Raw genomic sequence first — 16,427 nt, forward strand, 5'->3', positions numbered from 1 at the left:
TGTAGTGATAACGATAAGGGCATCAGTATCTATCCTTGCTAAATTGGTACAAGGATGACAGCGAACTTGTTCAGATTTATTTTAATAAGGGCCTGAAAAAGTCACCGTCATTAACCAAGGCGGTAAAACTCAGCAGGCTATGAATACTTGCAATAAAGATGTGAGTATTCATTATTTTACACAGATGTTATCTCTTAAGACGCGAGCATTATGCCAATAGACAACGAAAATAGCATGACAAACGTAGAGCAATCCGGAAAATTATGGCAGCAGTTGCTAGATTCACCCGCCTTAACCGAAACCGACCAAGTCATTGCAGAAAACCATCGCGAAGCCCTTTTAAGCGCTTTTGCTCGCTCCGCTTTCCTAGCTGAAACACTGGTACAAAAGCCTGCGTTTATTTCCAGAGTCGTCGAGCCTGTGTCTGATTTAACTGTTTCTGAATCAACCATTACTCACTTCAGCACTGAATTAAAAACAAAGCTTGAAACACTCAAAAGCGAAGACGAATTACTAAAGGTCCTTCGTGAATACCGCAATCAAGAAATGGCGCGTATCACCTTCTTAGATGTGCTCAATAAACAGAGTATTGAAGATTCACTTGCTCAAGTTTCGGCATTGGCGGATGCGCTGATAACTAGCGCTTACCATTGGATTTACCAGCATTTGGGTCACCGATATGGAACTCCGAAGAGCAACAACCAAGATATGCACATGTATATTCTTGGTATGGGCAAGCTCGGTGGGCGAGAACTTAACTTTTCGTCCGACATTGACTTGATATTCGCTTATCCGGAAAAAGGAGAAACGAGCGGAGGCAAGAAAGCGCTAGAGCATCAACAGTTTTTTACCAAGCTAGCCCAAAAGCTTATTCAAGCGCTGAACAAAGTAACCAACGATGGGCAGGTCTACCGCGTTGATATGCGCTTACGCCCGTTCGGGGATTCCGGCCCCTTAGTCATGCATTTCGCTGCGCTTGAGGACTACTATCAGGACCAGGGCAGGCACTGGGAACGCTTTGCGATGGTCAAAGCACGGGTCATTAATGATGATCATTCAGATAACTCTGAGTGGTTAAAAGGCATTCTTCACCCCTTTACGTTTAGGCGTTATTTAGACTTCACCACACTGGATGCGCTGCGCAATATGAAAAAGCTTATTGCTACCGAAATTCGCAGGCGAAGTTTAAGCAACAATATTAAATTGGGTGCTGGCGGTATTCGAGAAGTCGAGTTTTTTGCCCAAAGTTTTCAGCTTATCCACGGCGGTCGTGAGCCAGCGCTACAAAGTAAGTCTTTGCTCCACACGTTAGATGTTTTGAGCGAATTAGATATTGTAGAAAGCGAAGTAACAAAGCAGCTTAAACAAGACTATCTGTTCTTAAGAAAAGTAGAACACACATTACAGCAAAGCCAAGACCGTCAAACTCAAACATTGCCCGACGAGCCTTGGCAACAAAATGCGCTGATTGATGTTATGGGTTTTGCTTCTTATAGCGACTTTTTAACTCATTTAGACGAAGTCATGAGTCGCATTCACGGTCAATTCAACGAATTAGTTGAGGAATGCCATGACACACATTCAGACGAAGATCAGCTTTTTATTGCGTGCCAAGATGCATGGCGCCTTTCACTGCAAGAAGATGAGTTTACTGAAACGTTTAGCGACAATCTTTCCGGTAAGGAAAGTAGTCAAATCTACACCATTCTCGTCGCCTTCAAAGACAAGCAACGAAACTACCGCATAGGTCAAAGAGGCGAAGATACCCTTAACAAACTTCTTCCAGAAATTTTATACGTATTAATTAAGCAGCACCCTAATTACACAGCACAAGTTTTGAGCCGATTACTAGGCGTGATTGAAGCAATTACAGGCCGCACAACGTATCTTGATCTTTTGCTTGAAAACCCGGATGTGCTTAAACAGTTGGTAAGGCTTTGCGAGAGAAGCGATTGGATAGCCCAGGAAATTAGACGATTCCCGCTATTGTTAGATGAACTGCTCACCCCACTCTATCTAGGGCAGCAGAATACTGACATTAAAACCAGCAAGCAGGAATATCAGACCGAGCTACGCGAGACTATGCTCCGTATAGAGCAAGACGACGTGGAAATGTTAATGGATGGACTTAGACAGTTCAAACTTTGCCAACAGCTTCGTATCGCTGCCAGTGATATTAGTGAATCCCTACCCATTAATAACGTTAGCGATAAACTCACCGTTCTAGCAGAGGTTATCTTAGAGCACGTCGTTAATGCAGCATGGATGCAAATGCGACAGCGCTTCGGCGTTCCTTCGCACCTTGAAGGTAATGATAAAGGCTTTGCCGTTATTGGCTACGGTAAATTAGGCGGTTATGAGCTTGGGTATGGGTCGGATTTAGATTTAGTTTTTATACACAATGCGCCCCGTTCAAGTAGTACGGACGGCAAAAAATCAATTGAGGCACAACAGTTTTATATTAAGTTGGCCCAACGCATTATGCACCTTCTCAATACTAAAACACTGTTTGGTCAGCTGTACGAGACCGACTTGCGCTTGCGCCCTTCTGGCAACGCAGGGCTATTGTGCTGTCATATAAACGGTTTCGAGAAATATCAAGTTGAGGAAGCTTGGACATGGGAACACCAGGCACTGGTTAGAGCAAGAGCTATCTGCGGCGACGCTTCGCTTTTGGATGACTTTACAAAGGTAAGGCATTCAATTCTCAGTCAATCTAGAGACCCCCAAACACTGTCACAAGATGTCTGCAAAATGCGGATTAAAATGCGTGAACACTTACTGGCTAAAAATAATGAAAAAGTAGATTTGAAGCAGTGTAAAGGCGGTATTACTGACATTGAATTTATTGCGCAATATCTTGTATTAGCACACGCTTGTACTGTGAAAGCAATGACTGAGTACCCAGATAATCTTAGAATTTTCGATGTTGCAGCCAGCGCGAACATCATTGATACACCAACAGCACAAAAACTCCAAAAAGCGTACCTGCGGCTTCGTGAGCAATATCACCACCTTACTCTGGCAGATACCAAGTACGCTGACCAAAGTGAAGAGTTAGATATTATACGCGAGCAAGTTAGGCAGCACTGGGATACATTATTCGGCAGGCTCAGTGACTGAGCCTGCAAACGAGCTACCCGCGAACCCGGCGACATTGATTTTTTAAAAAATCGGTCTCTTGAGCCGTTACAACTAAAGAGCGCTGCTCTGCACATAGATAAGCTTGGACTTCGCCTTCGAAACTACTGTCGATGGCGCTTGCGATCTTAGCTAAAGAACCGGCAACTGTGTTGTCTAATTGAAATTGATGCTTGATTACGAAGTCTTGTTCCAAGTTCCAAATTAACTGCATACCTTCCGCTTGAGCATATTGTGAAATAGCCTCGCGAAGCGTGTTGCCTTCTTTGAAGGTTCGGTATTTGTGTTCGCCAGTCCAGTTCTTTTCTACCGGACGGGTCTGACTGGACATCTTTGCTAACTTGCTGTCTAGGTTAGGATCTACTCCGGCAATATCGAGCACGAAATCACCCTGTTCATCCTCTAATGGGTCAGTGGAAGACATACGAAAGTCACGATAAAACTCGCTAAGTCCCTTTGAAACAGATTTCTCTTCTTTCTGTGACGCAGGTGTAGGTGACTGTTCGTGTGTTTGTAGCATATAAATCAGTACGCCTGCTGCTATAACAAGCACTACCGCAATACCTATCTGCTTTGCCCAAAATGAAGAGCTTGAATAACTCGTCTGTCCCATAACCTACCAATCTGTGAATACACTAAAAGAAATTCGACGCTTTTTTGTCGCAGTTCGAACCAACTCCGATTTGTTTATATTAGACGAATTGGCTTTATTACGCCTTTATCCTATTTATCTATTTTAGTACGAGCAAACAGGTTGCGACCAACCACGTTATAAACAAAGGTTATGCTCTTTGGTTACCTACTGCCAGGTTTTAATACTCCACATGCTGCCGATTAGTGGCAAAACGTTCGCTCTAATTACGCTCAAGCGCTAAACGCACTTTTTTCGTTAAATTGGCTTTCAGTTTAGCGCTTACAATGACTTATAGAGAGATTCTGGATTACTCTCGGGGCGCGTTTTGAAACGCTTGTGCATCCATAAGTAGCTCTCTGGTTGCTCTTTTACTGCGCTATCAACGTGTTGATTTAAAAGAGTTAAAGCTTCTGCATCTTCCATTGCACCAAGTTCAGAAAGTGGTGAATATATTTTTATCTTATAGCCGCGTTTGGTGTATTGAGACGTTATGATCATAGGCTCAGAGTTTGTGCGCCTAATAAACATAAGCGTCGCCGTTGTTGTAGCGGTCTCTTTTACGCCACCAAATGGTACAAAAATGCTCTGTCTGGGGCCGTAGTCTTGGTCAGGCAAATACAGGCATAGCTCTTTATCATCAAGTGCTGCGATAAGCGCCTTGGCATTGCGCTTATCAATCATGTATTTATTAGAGCGGTTTCGACCGTGATACTGAAGGTAATCCACTAACGGGTTGTTGTGCTTCCTATAAAAGGCAATGCTCGGATGATAAAAACCAATGCCACGACACGCAAACTCTAAGTTCATATTATGTAGTGCCATACCAAAAACGCCTTTGCCCTCAGCAAGGGCAGCTTCAACATGTTCAGTGCCCTCTATTTCAATAGCGCGTTTAACCCGCCAGTCAGGCCACCACCACCCCATAGCGGTTTCGAACAGTGCCATACCCGTTCTGCGTATGTTTTCTTTATAAAGTGCTTCAATTTCACTTTCAGACAACGAGGGGTTCCAAAGCTGTAAATTTCGTTTTGCAACTTTCGCTCGTTTAGGCACTACAAGAGCAATTAGCTTTCCTGCACCGCCCCCTATAGTGCGGATAACAGGTAAAGGTAGCCAAGTAATAGCGTATAGAATAAAAACACCCAGCCAAACGGGCCAGAACTTAGGGCCAAGGAATGCCAATTTAAACTTAGGAGCTTTAATTGCCGACGCCAATGTATCTTTCCTATTAAGTGAAGTGGGCGGCATTGTAGCAGAAGGTTTTTAGCTGGGCTAATTGGGCCAGTTGACCAATAGAATGTTTAGGATAAAAGGGATGAAAACAGACATGAAGCAGGCAGTGACAGGATTATACAATTCGCTAAATATCACCACCTTGCCTATGCGTTTACATAACCGCCTGTTTTTAGCTTGCTATAACAAAACTAAAGGAGCCTTGATCAGTACTCTTTATCAATTTCCTTTAGTTTTTTTTCAAAAGATTCGTACTGATCTTTTGAATCATAATCAAAGTGATACTGATTATGAAAACCAAACTGGAGCTTCACGTTAACGTCTTCAATGTACAGCGTATACCCGTCATGGTCAGTAAAAGCAGTTATCCCTTTAAGCTTATACTGCTCGTTTTCCTTTGCTCCATGTTGGCGAATCTTATCGAAAACTTGAAGTAAGAACTTGCTGTCTAATTCGTTTTTCATTGTAAATCCATAGTTGTGAATTTACTTACTTTTACATCAACAAGCGGGTTTTGGATTTAAAATACTAAAGATCAATTGAAGTTATATCTGAAACCGACGTTAACCATATTTGTAGAAAAGCTATCTTCACCAGTCATATGAACATATTCTAAGCGAACCATCGATCTAATGCCGACATAATAGTCAAACCCTAAACCAGCGATTCCAGCTGCAATGCTTTCCGAAGTTCGGCATTGCGTAACAACCCCAGCGTCAGAACACTCTGAAGAAAGATCCACATCTACTTTAGCAATACCCAGTTTGTAGAATAACTCCCCTGTACCACCACTTGCCTTACCTAGGAGCGCGAGATAGAGGGCATCGCCTTTATTTTCGTTCTCATTTTTTGCATAGTCGAATAGACTAATATAGCCAGCTTCAGCGTACCACTGTCTATGTATTTGTTTACCAAAGGCGAGGCTATAAGCAAATTTGCTTTCGCTCGTGGTTGACGTTTCGAAGTCGTTATAAGCTACCGTAGCTAATCCATAAGTTTTAGGTGCAGCATTCGCTTGAGAAACTCCAAGCGCCATCGCACCTAGCATCCATAAAAACCGATTCATCTATTTTTTTCCCTCAAAAATAGTACTCTAGTGAAAATTCTATATGGTCATCTCTTCTTAAGAAAAAGAAGGGGTCATCTTGGTCGTCAGATGAGAAAAAATATCCATCTAACGACCATCGCCAGTTCGCTGACAATCTACTACTTGCTTCGATATAGGCAGAGTACGTTGACGTAGCATCTAAGTCTTTTACGAACCCCACAAGTATTTCACTACCGGCAATATCGTTAGCCATAATTCGCAAACCAAGCATCATATCGTTCTGAGCTATAGCAAAGAAATTATCGTCCCGCTCATCATATTGATATTCTGCTAAATAACCGAGCCCATACCTGCTGCCAAATACACCTTCCTGAGTGTACTCGAACCCCGCAACTAGTGCCGCAAAGTCTTCAGACTGCCCTTGTCTGTAAATACTTTCCAGTTTGAGTAGCCATGCTCCGCTAACCTTAAGTAAATCTACACCTACTTGTTCTATCTGAGCATAATATGGGTTTATGGACAGTTCTCCTGAATCGGAAATTTGCGTAATTAATTCAGGCTCCCTTGTGGTACCAGAAAAATACGAAAGTCCTACTTCCCAGTCATCAATCGAAGATTGCCACCTAAGTGCGTAATCAAGGTTACTCTCTTCACTTGATGATTCGTAAATAGCATCTGAAATCGCCAATGGCGGGCGAAGCCTTCCCTCAGTACTTTGAAACGTTCGCTCGCGGAAATAGGGCAAAACGAAAACTGAAAAATTCCCATACTCTGTAAAATATGAAACGTTCACCATTGGTTGGCCTAACTTGGCTTCACCATCTACAGACTCTACCGAATCGGTTTGGTTGATAATGTCCACGAGGTGCACAGACTCAGTTTGCCCCCAAAACACCTTACCTATGCCAACCTTAGTTTCCCAAGTATCTCTGTAATGCGCCCACTGCAATTCTCTAATATCGCCATGTGTGCGTTCACTATCGTGCTCATCCACACGATAAAAAGGATTGAAAATCAGCGTATCTTGGCCATCGTTGAACTCAGCATAGATTTCGGGAGAAACATACGCTGAAGCATACGTACGCTCTTGCTGCGGATACAACGAATCCTGCAAATAATAACGCAAATCAAGGCCTGCAGAGCCGGTGAACTCTGCAGAATTGGCGAAAGAGGTAGAGTTAATAATTAGTGACAGTGCAACCGCTTTTCTAATCATCGAACTCTCTTTAATCTGTTTTTGTCGAAGTCACTTTCTTGTAAATCTGTGTCGAAAGTCAATTCTTCGGTAATCAAAGACGTCGACTTTTTAGTTTGTACATTTCGCATCAAGCTTTTCATAGGACGCCAAAATTTGTTTTTGTATTGCTTGTAATCAGACAAATAAAGCGTTTTTAACAACGACTCTTTACGGTCAAAAAACTCAACTTTCTGAACACGATAATGTGATTTATCTATCCAAACTTTTTGATAAGAGTATCCTGAAAAATCATATTCTGGAACCTGCTTTAAAACGAAACAGGCCTCCCCGTTTATTTCTTCTTCTCCTAAGAATGTGTACGAAAACTTTTCCACTTCGTACGATGTCATATCTTCAAATGCAAACTCACTACCTACGAAAGGGCCGCTTTTGCTTTGCGATGATATACGCTTTACACGCTTCAACGCTGGCAAGAATATCCATTGTTCATCAGCTTCAAGCGCATGCGAGAAACTTAAAAATGCCGTCCCCTTTACATCTCTAGGAGACTCAAAAACGGTAAGTGCTTTATCTCCGTCATTTTTTACTTCCAGAGACTTAACTTCAAGTTTTCTCGTCGCTTCTTTTCCCTGCGAGTTTTTCAAAAGCATCAGAACTTTTGCCTCGTTAGCGCCCCAACCAGTATCCCTAGCCTTGCGTTCCTTTGCTATAGCGATGGCCTTTTCATCACCCTTTATCTCTGAAGCTAAACCGTAGCTAGCGGTACAACCTAATGTTGCAATCAACACTATTCGCGAGAGAAAATTCATATTAAGACTCCTTCTGGGCCGTTCTAGTGTCCTCTAGCCATGCAAGCAACGCAGGCAGGAAGATAAAATCAACAATTAATGCGGCTACGATAATAATGATTGTCAGCATACCCATATGTGCATTTAAGACAAAGCTTGATGATGCTAACACGGCAAACCCTAAGGTAAGGACAATTGTAGTCGTCGTTAAAGCCATTCCGACAGTTTCAAAGGCATAAACGACACTTTCTTTTGCGTTTAAACCTTGCTCTCTAGCGGTCTGATATTTCGTCAAAAAGTGAACGGTATCATCAACTATTATTCCCATCGTCATACTTATAACGACAGAGAGTGCCATATTTATTTCACCTGAGATAATTCCCCATACTCCAAATCCTATCGCGGCAGGCAGTAGGTTTGTAATTAAACTTATGCCACCAAGCTTTATCGACCTCAAAGCAAATAAAATGAGTATGGAAATTAAGACAAGTGCGAAAACACTTCCCCACACCATGTTTTTCATATTTCGCTCACCGATGTGGGCAAACATCAACGGTGGGCTTGCCGCTTCAATTCTATAATCGTCCGACAGACTCGCAAAATAATCTTTTGCCTCTCTCTCAAGCGTCGTTATATCGCGACTTCCCAAGTTTTTAGTAAGTGCAATTATTCGAAGTGCTGACTTATCTATATCAATTTGGTTACCAAGGTCTAACCCAAATGGCAGAGACATTTCATATAATAATAAATACTGGGATGCGAGCTCGCCGTCGGCGGGTATTACATTAAAGCTTTGGTCATCGCCATTCATGTTTCGGTTCAAGCGTTTAAGCGTATCAGTAAAAGTTAAAACGTGGTTAACTTCACTTCGCGCCCGTAACCATTTAGAAAACTCCTCTATCTGCGCTAAAAAGACAGGGTCTGTGACACCGTATGATTGGTCCGTGTAAATTACGAAGTCAATATTTGACATTCCACCAAGCTTATCTTCGTTTACTTCTACAGCTTGCCTAAACGCACTACGTTCATCGAAATATTTAACCGCAACATCGTTTAAAACATTATTTGTAGCAAATAGGCTAATTACCACAATGACGAGGAGCGAAATAGGCAGCAATATCCGATGGTGCCGATTAACTAAGGTTGCCCACTTCGAGAATACTGAATTATTTACCGAAACAGACGGCTTGAGAGGTCGCAGGGTTAGAAGTGACGGTAATACCGTGAGTGAAAAGACACAAGCCAGCATTACACCAACCGCTGTCATATTGCCTAAGTGGGAAAGAACCGGTACAGCAGAAAAATTTAGCATAACAAACCCTATAGCAGTAGTTATACTGGTAATGAATATAGGCTTTTTATTTACCTCAATACTCTTTCTAATAGCATCTTTATTAGTGAAGCCTTGGTTTAGGTAGTACTTCACTCCAACTATGATATGAATACAGTCTGCAACAGCAAGCGTTGTAATCATAGTCGGTGCATTTACAGTGGCAGTGCTTAAATAAACTCCAAGCCAGCCTGTCAGACCTACAGTAATCGCTACGGAAAAAATCACTACCACTAATGTGAAAACCGCGGCCCAAAGTGACTTTACAATTAAAGCAATCGCGATAAAAATTAGCAAAAACATTAATGGTATTAATGTTTCGGCATCTTGCTGTGCAGCCACGGCGAACGCATCGTTCATTATCACCATGCCATTTAAGTAAATGTCATGGTCGGGATATTTACTCTCAAAGTGAGATTTTATTTGTTTTGCAGCTTCGGCTATTTCAATTACTTGCTGGGTTTGATCGCCATCAGGTAACTGAATTGTCGTATCGATAACGGTAACATCTGTTGTTCTTGATATGAGTCGACCGTAGACTTCTGGACTGCGAGAAAGTACTTGAGCGATGTTCGCAATACCTTCTTTAGAGAGCTTCTCTGCAGTAATTAAATCTTCAACAATTAAATCGCCATCGTCATCGAAGGTATTTTGATAATTAGATATAGATTCAACCCTTGTAGACAAAGGTAGTTGCCATGCAGCTTCTGTTAATTCGTTTACTAGCGTAAGCGTGGACGGCTTCAGTACTTGACCGTCGCTAGGCACAACCATAAATGCAACATTTTCGCTTTTATTGAAAATGTTCTGCATTTCTTCAAATGCAAGCCGTTGTGGATCGTCAGATTCGAAAAATACCTTGTAGTCCCCACGGAAATATAAGTTTTGAGCTCCGATAAGAGAAATGGCTGTGACCACTATGACTAATATTAGCGTTATGACAGGGAATCTTATTGCTATTGGCGCGCTGCTAGATGTGTGACTCATCACAGTATCCTTGATTTTGTATAACGAAATTTTACATTGAAAACAGCAATTAACATAACCCACACAAAAATTTAATCATCAAAAATAACCGCACCTACGTATATCTTGTTGATGCAACACGTAGCGATTTATCTGATAAGTATATGATAAACAGCAACATTAACACTTATTAACGTTAAGATTAGCGATTTTTTTTGATCTTTTGTGAATAAGGTGTAGTATTAACTAAAACAACTGGTCAGATGAGCGGATGAGTTAATTATGAGTATCAGAACTAGCTTAAAAAAAGTATTACCCCCAATTTCAGTCACAGAACAAGAAGCCCTAGACGCGGGTGACGTGTGGATTGAATCTTCTATTTATCAGGGTAAGCCTGACATGCAGGCATTGCGTGATATCCCTCAGGCAAAACTGAGTGCGGATGAACAAGCATTCATGGACGGTCCAGTAGCTGAATTATTGAATATGATCGATGATTTCGAGCTTGGTAACGGTAAGCACATTCCTCAAGAAGTTTTAGACTTTCTTGGTAAGAACCGTTTCTTCTCGATGATCATTCCAAAGAAATTTGGTGGTCTTGAATTCAGTCCTTATGCAAACTCGACTATTGTTGCAACAATCGCTGCGAAAAGCGGTGCAATTGCGGTAACTGTGATGGTACCTAACTCGTTAGGCCCGGGTGAGCTTCTAATGCACTACGGCACAAACGAGCAGCAAGACTATTGGCTACCTCGCCTTGCGGATGGTCGCGACATTCCTTGTTTCGCGCTAACCAGCCCAGAAGCAGGTTCAGATGCAGGTGCTATTCCTGATGCGGCTATCGTTACTAAAGGCGAATACAACGGTGAAGAAGTTCTTGGTCTTCGTGTAAGCTGGGACAAGCGCTATATTACGCTTGCTCCAATTGCAACTGTACTTGGTCTTGCATTTAAAGTATTTGACCCAGACCAACTACTTGGCGACAAACTAGAGCTAGGCATTACGTGTGCCCTTCTTCCTAAGTCGCACCCAGGTGTTGAGCTAGGTAACCGTCACGACCCAATGGGCGTACGTTTCTACAACGGTACTACTCGTGGTCAAGACGTGTTCATTCCTATGGACTTTATCATTGGTGGTCAAAAGAACATCGGTCGTGGCTGGCAGATGCTAGTTAGCTGTCTAGGTGCAGGTCGTGGTATTTCACTTCCGGCAATGGGTGTGGCTACAGCACAATCTGCATTCAAAGGCACAGTAGAGTATTCATTCGTACGTGAGCAGTTTGGTCTTCCAATCGGTCGCTTCGAAGGTATTCAAGAAAAAATGGCTGACATCGCGGGTAAGACATTCTTACTTGAAGCGATGCGTGTTCTAACAACTGAAGGTCTTGGTCTAGGCGTTAAGCCATCGGTAGTGACAGCAATTGCTAAATACCACATGACTGAGCTAGGTCGTGACGTTATGAACTCTGCGATGGATATCCAGGCGGGTAAGGCGATTCAACGTGGCCCTCAAAATACATTGGCGGGCGGTTATGCTGCACTTCCAATTGCAATCACGGTTGAAGGCGCGAACATTCTTACTCGTAACCTAATGATCTTTGGTCAAGGTGCAATGCGTTGTCACCCTTACCTGAAAGACATGGTTGACCTAATCCACAGCAACGAAAGTTCAGCGGATGCAGAGTTCAACAAGGTACTTCGTAAAACTGTAGGCTTCAGTGTTAAAAATGCGTTCCGCAGCTTAGGTAAGGGCTACCTTCCTTTCCTACGTGAGAGTGAGTCGGCATTGCCAGAAGTTCGTAAGTACGAGAAGCGTGTGAACAGCATCTCAGCAAAACTAGCGCCACTTGCTGACCTATCGCTTGCGGTACTAGGCGGTGACCTTAAGAAAGCTGAGCTTTTATCAGCCCGTCTAGGTGACGTTATGAGCTACCTATACGGCGCAATGGCAGCAATTCGTTTTTACGAGCAGCGCATTGAAGATAGAAAGCTTGCACTTCCGTACTTTGAGTACGCTATGCAATGGTCTCTACAACAAGCTGATCAGGCAATTGTTAACTTCATCAACAATTTCCCGAATACAGCAACACGCGGTCTAATGCGCCTTCTTACCAATACCTATACAAACAGTGTAGCGGGTATTAGCGACGACTTAGTACGTGAGCTATCAATTGCGTCTATGCAAGATAACAGCGTGAAAGACCAGCTTACGCACCTTGTACGTGTTAGCCCTGGTGATGGTAACGACATTAACGAGCAAGCGTTTAAAGCGAAACACGCAGTAGCGCACCTTCTTGGTAAAGTGCAAAAAGCACTTCGCAAAGAGCCTGTAGTGCCGTTCATCTCTTTTGAACACGCGCTTAACAAGCTTCAAGAAAAAGGTGTGGTAACTGCTGATGAAGCAGCTAAGCTTCACGACTACAACGAGAAGCGTAAGCTAGCAGTTCGTGTAGACGAATACACGTTCGATATGGAGCTTGTTCCAGCGTCGCAAACGCTTAAAGCGATTGATGGCGGTCAGAACGCTGCGTAAAACGTAACCGTGCAGTAATATTGATAAAAAGCCCTGCCACTTTTAGTGACAGGGCTTTTTTGTATTTACTCAAATCACTGGCTCGCTCTCTTTCCATTGTTTAATTCGTGCTCTATCCTTTAGTTAACCTCATCTCTTAACGAAAGGATCTGTGCTGTGATAAAGGCGCTAGTTTTAATAAATAAAAGCGTTTCCTCTCTCTTTTTCTTTTTAGTTTTATCGTTATCTTTGCCGTTTTGTACCTTAGCTCATGATAATGGACAAAATTTCATCGTAGGCGAACTCAACCACCCTCGCGTGTCTGCTTTCTATAAACCGTTAATACAACGCGCTTATCGTGATATTGGTATAGAAGTTACATTTGAAAAAGTTGGTGGTGAACGAGGGCTTCGACTTTTAAATGAAGGAATGACGGATGCAGATGTTATTCGTTATGACGTCGTCTCACAGCCTGACAACAATATTATTATTGTTCCACCAGTCTCTTTCCCATGGTGCATCTTTTTTGCTGTGTATTAGAGGGGCACAGTGCGATAAAAGCGTGATTCAAGCCCCAGATAAAGCAATAGCCGTGACCACGCGTTTTTTCTTCAATATGCATGTGAACCCAGATGAACTTAGCGCTAATATCTTCGAGTTCGATGACTTTAATCATGTCATCAATTTATTATTAAATGGCAGGTTTGATTACGCAATTTTACCCAGTGACTATTCAGAAAAAGCTATTTTTGAGCAATCAGGAATAGAATATATCCCGCTTGTAGAGCACGAGTTAGTGCATGTTATCCATAAAAAACACGCCCATTTATTAGACCATCTTTCCGGCGCTATAGCCAAACAACTCGAACTAAAAAAGAATAACAACAAATGATACAAATAAAAACGCCCACGTCTGTATGAAGTGGGCGCCTTAAGACTTTGAAATTTAACGTGCTATATATCCTACCTAGGCAAAATCTCTTTATATTGCGCGTTAACTTACCTAGCTTTAGTCAAACATATACTTAAGTGAAAGTACTGTTGTACGACCGTTCAGAGGGCGCGCTCGAACATAACTTCCCACTTCTGCAGAACCTTCTTCTGACTCAGTAATGATGAACTCATCAGTTGCATTATTCATGCTCAGTGACACTGAGAATTGATCGTTAACCCAGTAGGTAGCGAAAAGATTTACTAGCGTATAACCTTCTTGCTTAAGGTCGTTGTTATCTTGAACATAGTACTCAGTTGAACCTTGTAGTGAAGCGCCAACAGACCAGTAATCTGTAACGTACTCAGGCGTAATCGTCCAAATCCAGTCTGCCTGACGGCGAGGCGTATTGCCCTCTAATGCTGGGTTGTTAACGTCATCACTAATCTCAGCGTCAGTCCATGTAAGGTTACCTGACATCACAAAGTTATCCGTTGCATTCCAACGACCTTCAAGCTCAAGACCTGTCGCTTCGTATTCACGCATGAATGTTAGTCCACTTGTTACTTCTGCTTGCGTATCTTCAGTAACAGTATCAAACAAGGTGGCGTTAACCATTAGGTCTTTTGTACCGTACTTATAACCGATTTCAAACTGCTTGGTTGTGTCGTACCCTGAAGTAGTGCTTGTTAAACTACCGTCAGCATTCAACGTACCGCCAATCTGAAGTAGACGGTCAGCAATCGCACGGCCACCTTTTGAGTAGCGAGCAAAGAAGGTTTGGCTATCGCTCAATAGGTATGAGCCACCAATTGAGTAAGACGTGTTATTTGCACTGTAATCTACGATTTGAGACGCCGCACCAGCGCGATTTAGGTTAATTACACCACCACTGATGAATCCGCTGTTAACTGCAGAAGCATCTTCAATTTGCTCAATTACACCGTTACCGTTTAGGTCGAAATCAGCATTACCACCACAGCAAGAACTAATAAGCTCGCCAGATGCTTCAGTGGTATCGTGACGTACCGACGCATCAATGAGAATGTTGTCCGATAACTCGAAGCCAACGTTCATGTAGGGTGCTTTAGTCACATAGTTAAGGTCCCACTCCCAAGAAAGGAAGCTTGCCGATAGTAAACCATCAGACACAAGCTCAACACCGTCTGCATCTGTAATGGTAAGCAACTGAGAATTGTCACCATCAAGTGTTTGAATAAACGTCTGCCAGCTTGACCAGCTTGTAGCGATGTCTTGATTTGAGTAGTAGTAACCTACTGTTAGGTCGATACCGTTATCAAACTCTTTACGCAAGCTGAAATCGTTGATCATGTTGCCAAGATCATTGATGCGCGTGTCGAACTGAAGGTTCGTGAATGCTTGACCCGAATATACTTCACCTGCACCTGGGCCATTGGCTAGAACTACGCTTGTGCTATCACAGTTCAATGCATTGCCATCACCATCTGTCGCGCCGTCACAAAGTGCTGAAGCAAAGTTTGAAACATCACCTGGGCCTGCTGGGAAACCATCCGTGAATGGTGCGATAAAGCCACCAGAGATATCAGAAATACGGAATTTGTTTAATAGGAACAAATTCTCAGCTACTTCAAGGTCAACTTCTACGCCAAATGAGTTTACTTTTGACTCGATACCGTCGCGAACATCACGGTTTTCTGGGTTACCGAAACTGTCGAAAGTAGAAATATTCGTGTTGTAAGCTGAATTCAGTGCTTGCGAGCTCGCATCGTAGCCTGGAACTGGGCCATATTCGCCATCACCTTTAACGAGTACTGGTGAAGGAAGATACGTCGACACTTTATCATCTAAGTTTTTGTAGAAGAAGCGAATGTGACCGTTATCTAACATCTTCGTGATATTAAACTTAACCTGACCGCCTTGGTCGCCGTTGTACCCTGTTTCACGAGGGCCTTCGCCTCCGCGTGCAAAGCCGGCAATGTGGTAATAAAGGTCGTCGCTGATTTCGCCACCGTAGCGGAAATCTAGACGAAACTCTTCATAGTCAACGCCGAATGAGGTACCAATTGCGCCTCCACCCACTTCACCAGTGTTACTGATTAAGTTAATAACACCGCCTGGCGAGTTACTAGCAAATGTTGATGCAGAGCCACCACGTACTGCTTCAACATTCGCCACTGACCAGTCGTAACGTAAGAAGTTGTCGGCATTACCGAAGTTAATGTCACCATATTCCAACACAGGTAGGCCATCTTCATGTAGCTGCAAGAACTTTGAGCCACCTGTAGCCAGCGGAATACCACGAATGGTTATGTTTGCGTTACCGCCACCACCAGAAGATTCAGCTCGTATACCAGGTAGTGCGCGGAAAACTTCAGCGGTAGAACGTGGTGCGAGTTTAAGAATATCTTCTTCGTCAAACGCGCTTACAGAAACACTTGCTTCCTGCATAGTTGCGCCACCAGGTGCAGCAGTCACAACGATTTGTTCAAACTTTTCTTTCGACTTTGTATCAGCGTCTGATGTCGCAGCTTCCTGAGCAAAAGCCGCTCCTGAAAGCGCTGTACAAACGGCAAGAGTCAATGCATTGAGTGTGTGATGTTTTTTCATGTTTTTTCTCCGGCAATGTGTTGGAGTTGTTAAATCCTAAGTAGCCTCTTTCCCTAGA

Annotated in this window: 12 protein-coding genes; 4 read left to right on the forward strand and 8 right to left on the reverse strand. The window is 42.9% G+C overall.

What is annotated here, in order from left to right:
- Window positions 1-210: 210 nt before the first annotated feature.
- Window positions 211-3,123, forward strand: coding sequence for a bifunctional [glutamate--ammonia ligase]-adenylyl-L-tyrosine phosphorylase/[glutamate--ammonia-ligase] adenylyltransferase (glnE, locus tag ACYX4W_RS17165; RefSeq protein ID WP_476073973.1), 2,913 nt, complete (start codon window positions 211-213; stop codon window positions 3,121-3,123).
- Between the two features lie 13 nt (window positions 3,124-3,136).
- Here glnE and ACYX4W_RS17170 read toward each other — a convergent pair whose 3' ends face one another.
- From ACYX4W_RS17170 to ACYX4W_RS17200, 7 genes are all read right to left on the reverse strand, one after another.
- A complete protein-coding gene (locus ACYX4W_RS17170; RefSeq protein WP_476073974.1) occupies window positions 3,137-3,754 on the reverse strand; it encodes a TcpQ domain-containing protein in 618 nt (205 codons plus the stop codon).
- A gap of 300 nt (window positions 3,755-4,054) precedes the next feature.
- Window positions 4,055-4,990 carry an LpxL/LpxP family Kdo(2)-lipid IV(A) lauroyl/palmitoleoyl acyltransferase gene (lpxL, locus tag ACYX4W_RS17175; RefSeq protein ID WP_476073975.1) on the reverse strand — a complete coding sequence of 312 codons (936 nt, stop codon included), beginning with the start codon at window positions 4,988-4,990 and terminating at the stop codon, window positions 4,055-4,057.
- Between the two features lie 224 nt (window positions 4,991-5,214).
- On the reverse strand, window positions 5,215-5,472 hold the full coding sequence (locus ACYX4W_RS17180) for a DUF3081 family protein (protein ID WP_476073976.1): 258 nt from the start codon (window positions 5,470-5,472) through the stop codon (window positions 5,215-5,217).
- A 71-nt stretch (window positions 5,473-5,543) separates the two neighbouring features.
- Window positions 5,544-6,074, reverse strand: coding sequence for a hypothetical protein (locus ACYX4W_RS17185; protein ID WP_476073977.1), 531 nt, complete (start codon window positions 6,072-6,074; stop codon window positions 5,544-5,546).
- Window positions 6,075-6,087: 13 nt separating this feature from the next.
- Window positions 6,088-7,272, reverse strand: coding sequence for a hypothetical protein (locus ACYX4W_RS17190; RefSeq protein WP_476073978.1), 1,185 nt, complete (start codon window positions 7,270-7,272; stop codon window positions 6,088-6,090).
- The gene (locus ACYX4W_RS17195; RefSeq protein WP_474805588.1) at window positions 7,269-8,063 is read right to left on the reverse strand and encodes an outer membrane lipoprotein-sorting protein; all 795 of its coding nucleotides are present in this window, start codon (window positions 8,061-8,063) and stop codon (window positions 7,269-7,271) included. The genes ACYX4W_RS17190 and ACYX4W_RS17195 overlap by 4 nt, the downstream gene beginning before the upstream one ends.
- 1 nt (window position 8,064) lies before the next feature.
- Window positions 8,065-10,359, reverse strand: coding sequence for an efflux RND transporter permease subunit (locus ACYX4W_RS17200; RefSeq protein WP_476073979.1), 2,295 nt, complete (start codon window positions 10,357-10,359; stop codon window positions 8,065-8,067).
- Between the two features lie 261 nt (window positions 10,360-10,620).
- Between ACYX4W_RS17200 and ACYX4W_RS17205 the strand changes: the two genes are divergently transcribed.
- From ACYX4W_RS17205 to ACYX4W_RS17215, 3 genes are all read left to right on the forward strand, one after another.
- Complete coding sequence (locus ACYX4W_RS17205) at window positions 10,621-12,870, forward strand: acyl-CoA dehydrogenase (protein ID WP_269917480.1); 2,250 nt, start codon at window positions 10,621-10,623, stop codon at window positions 12,868-12,870.
- A gap of 156 nt (window positions 12,871-13,026) precedes the next feature.
- On the forward strand, window positions 13,027-13,389 hold the full coding sequence (locus ACYX4W_RS17210) for a hypothetical protein (protein ID WP_476073980.1): 363 nt from the start codon (window positions 13,027-13,029) through the stop codon (window positions 13,387-13,389).
- Window positions 13,390-13,441: 52 nt separating this feature from the next.
- On the forward strand, window positions 13,442-13,741 hold the full coding sequence (locus ACYX4W_RS17215; RefSeq protein WP_476073981.1) for a hypothetical protein: 300 nt from the start codon (window positions 13,442-13,444) through the stop codon (window positions 13,739-13,741).
- A gap of 117 nt (window positions 13,742-13,858) precedes the next feature.
- On the opposite strand, the gene ACYX4W_RS17220 is transcribed toward ACYX4W_RS17215, so the two are convergent.
- Window positions 13,859-16,369, reverse strand: coding sequence for a TonB-dependent receptor (locus ACYX4W_RS17220; protein ID WP_476073982.1), 2,511 nt, complete (start codon window positions 16,367-16,369; stop codon window positions 13,859-13,861).
- Between the last annotated feature and the right edge of the window lie 58 nt (window positions 16,370-16,427).

The organism is Alteromonas sp. ABH4_454, assembly GCF_056311775.1.

Coding starts and splice junctions, on each gene's coding strand:
- ACYX4W_RS17205 (WP_269917480.1), top strand. CDS start 10,621: ATGAGTATCAGAACTAGCTTAAAAAAAGTATTACCCCCAATTTCAGTC.
- glnE (WP_476073973.1), top strand. CDS start 211: ATGCCAATAGACAACGAAAATAGCATGACAAACGTAGAGCAATCCGGA.
- ACYX4W_RS17190 (WP_476073978.1), bottom strand. CDS start 7,272: ATGATTAGAAAAGCGGTTGCACTGTCACTAATTATTAACTCTACCTCT.
- ACYX4W_RS17180 (WP_476073976.1), bottom strand. CDS start 5,472: ATGAAAAACGAATTAGACAGCAAGTTCTTACTTCAAGTTTTCGATAAG.
- ACYX4W_RS17170 (WP_476073974.1), bottom strand. CDS start 3,754: ATGGGACAGACGAGTTATTCAAGCTCTTCATTTTGGGCAAAGCAGATA.
- ACYX4W_RS17220 (WP_476073982.1), bottom strand. CDS start 16,369: ATGAAAAAACATCACACACTCAATGCATTGACTCTTGCCGTTTGTACA.
- ACYX4W_RS17185 (WP_476073977.1), bottom strand. CDS start 6,074: ATGAATCGGTTTTTATGGATGCTAGGTGCGATGGCGCTTGGAGTTTCT.
- ACYX4W_RS17200 (WP_476073979.1), bottom strand. CDS start 10,359: ATGAGTCACACATCTAGCAGCGCGCCAATAGCAATAAGATTCCCTGTC.
- ACYX4W_RS17195 (WP_474805588.1), bottom strand. CDS start 8,063: ATGAATTTTCTCTCGCGAATAGTGTTGATTGCAACATTAGGTTGTACC.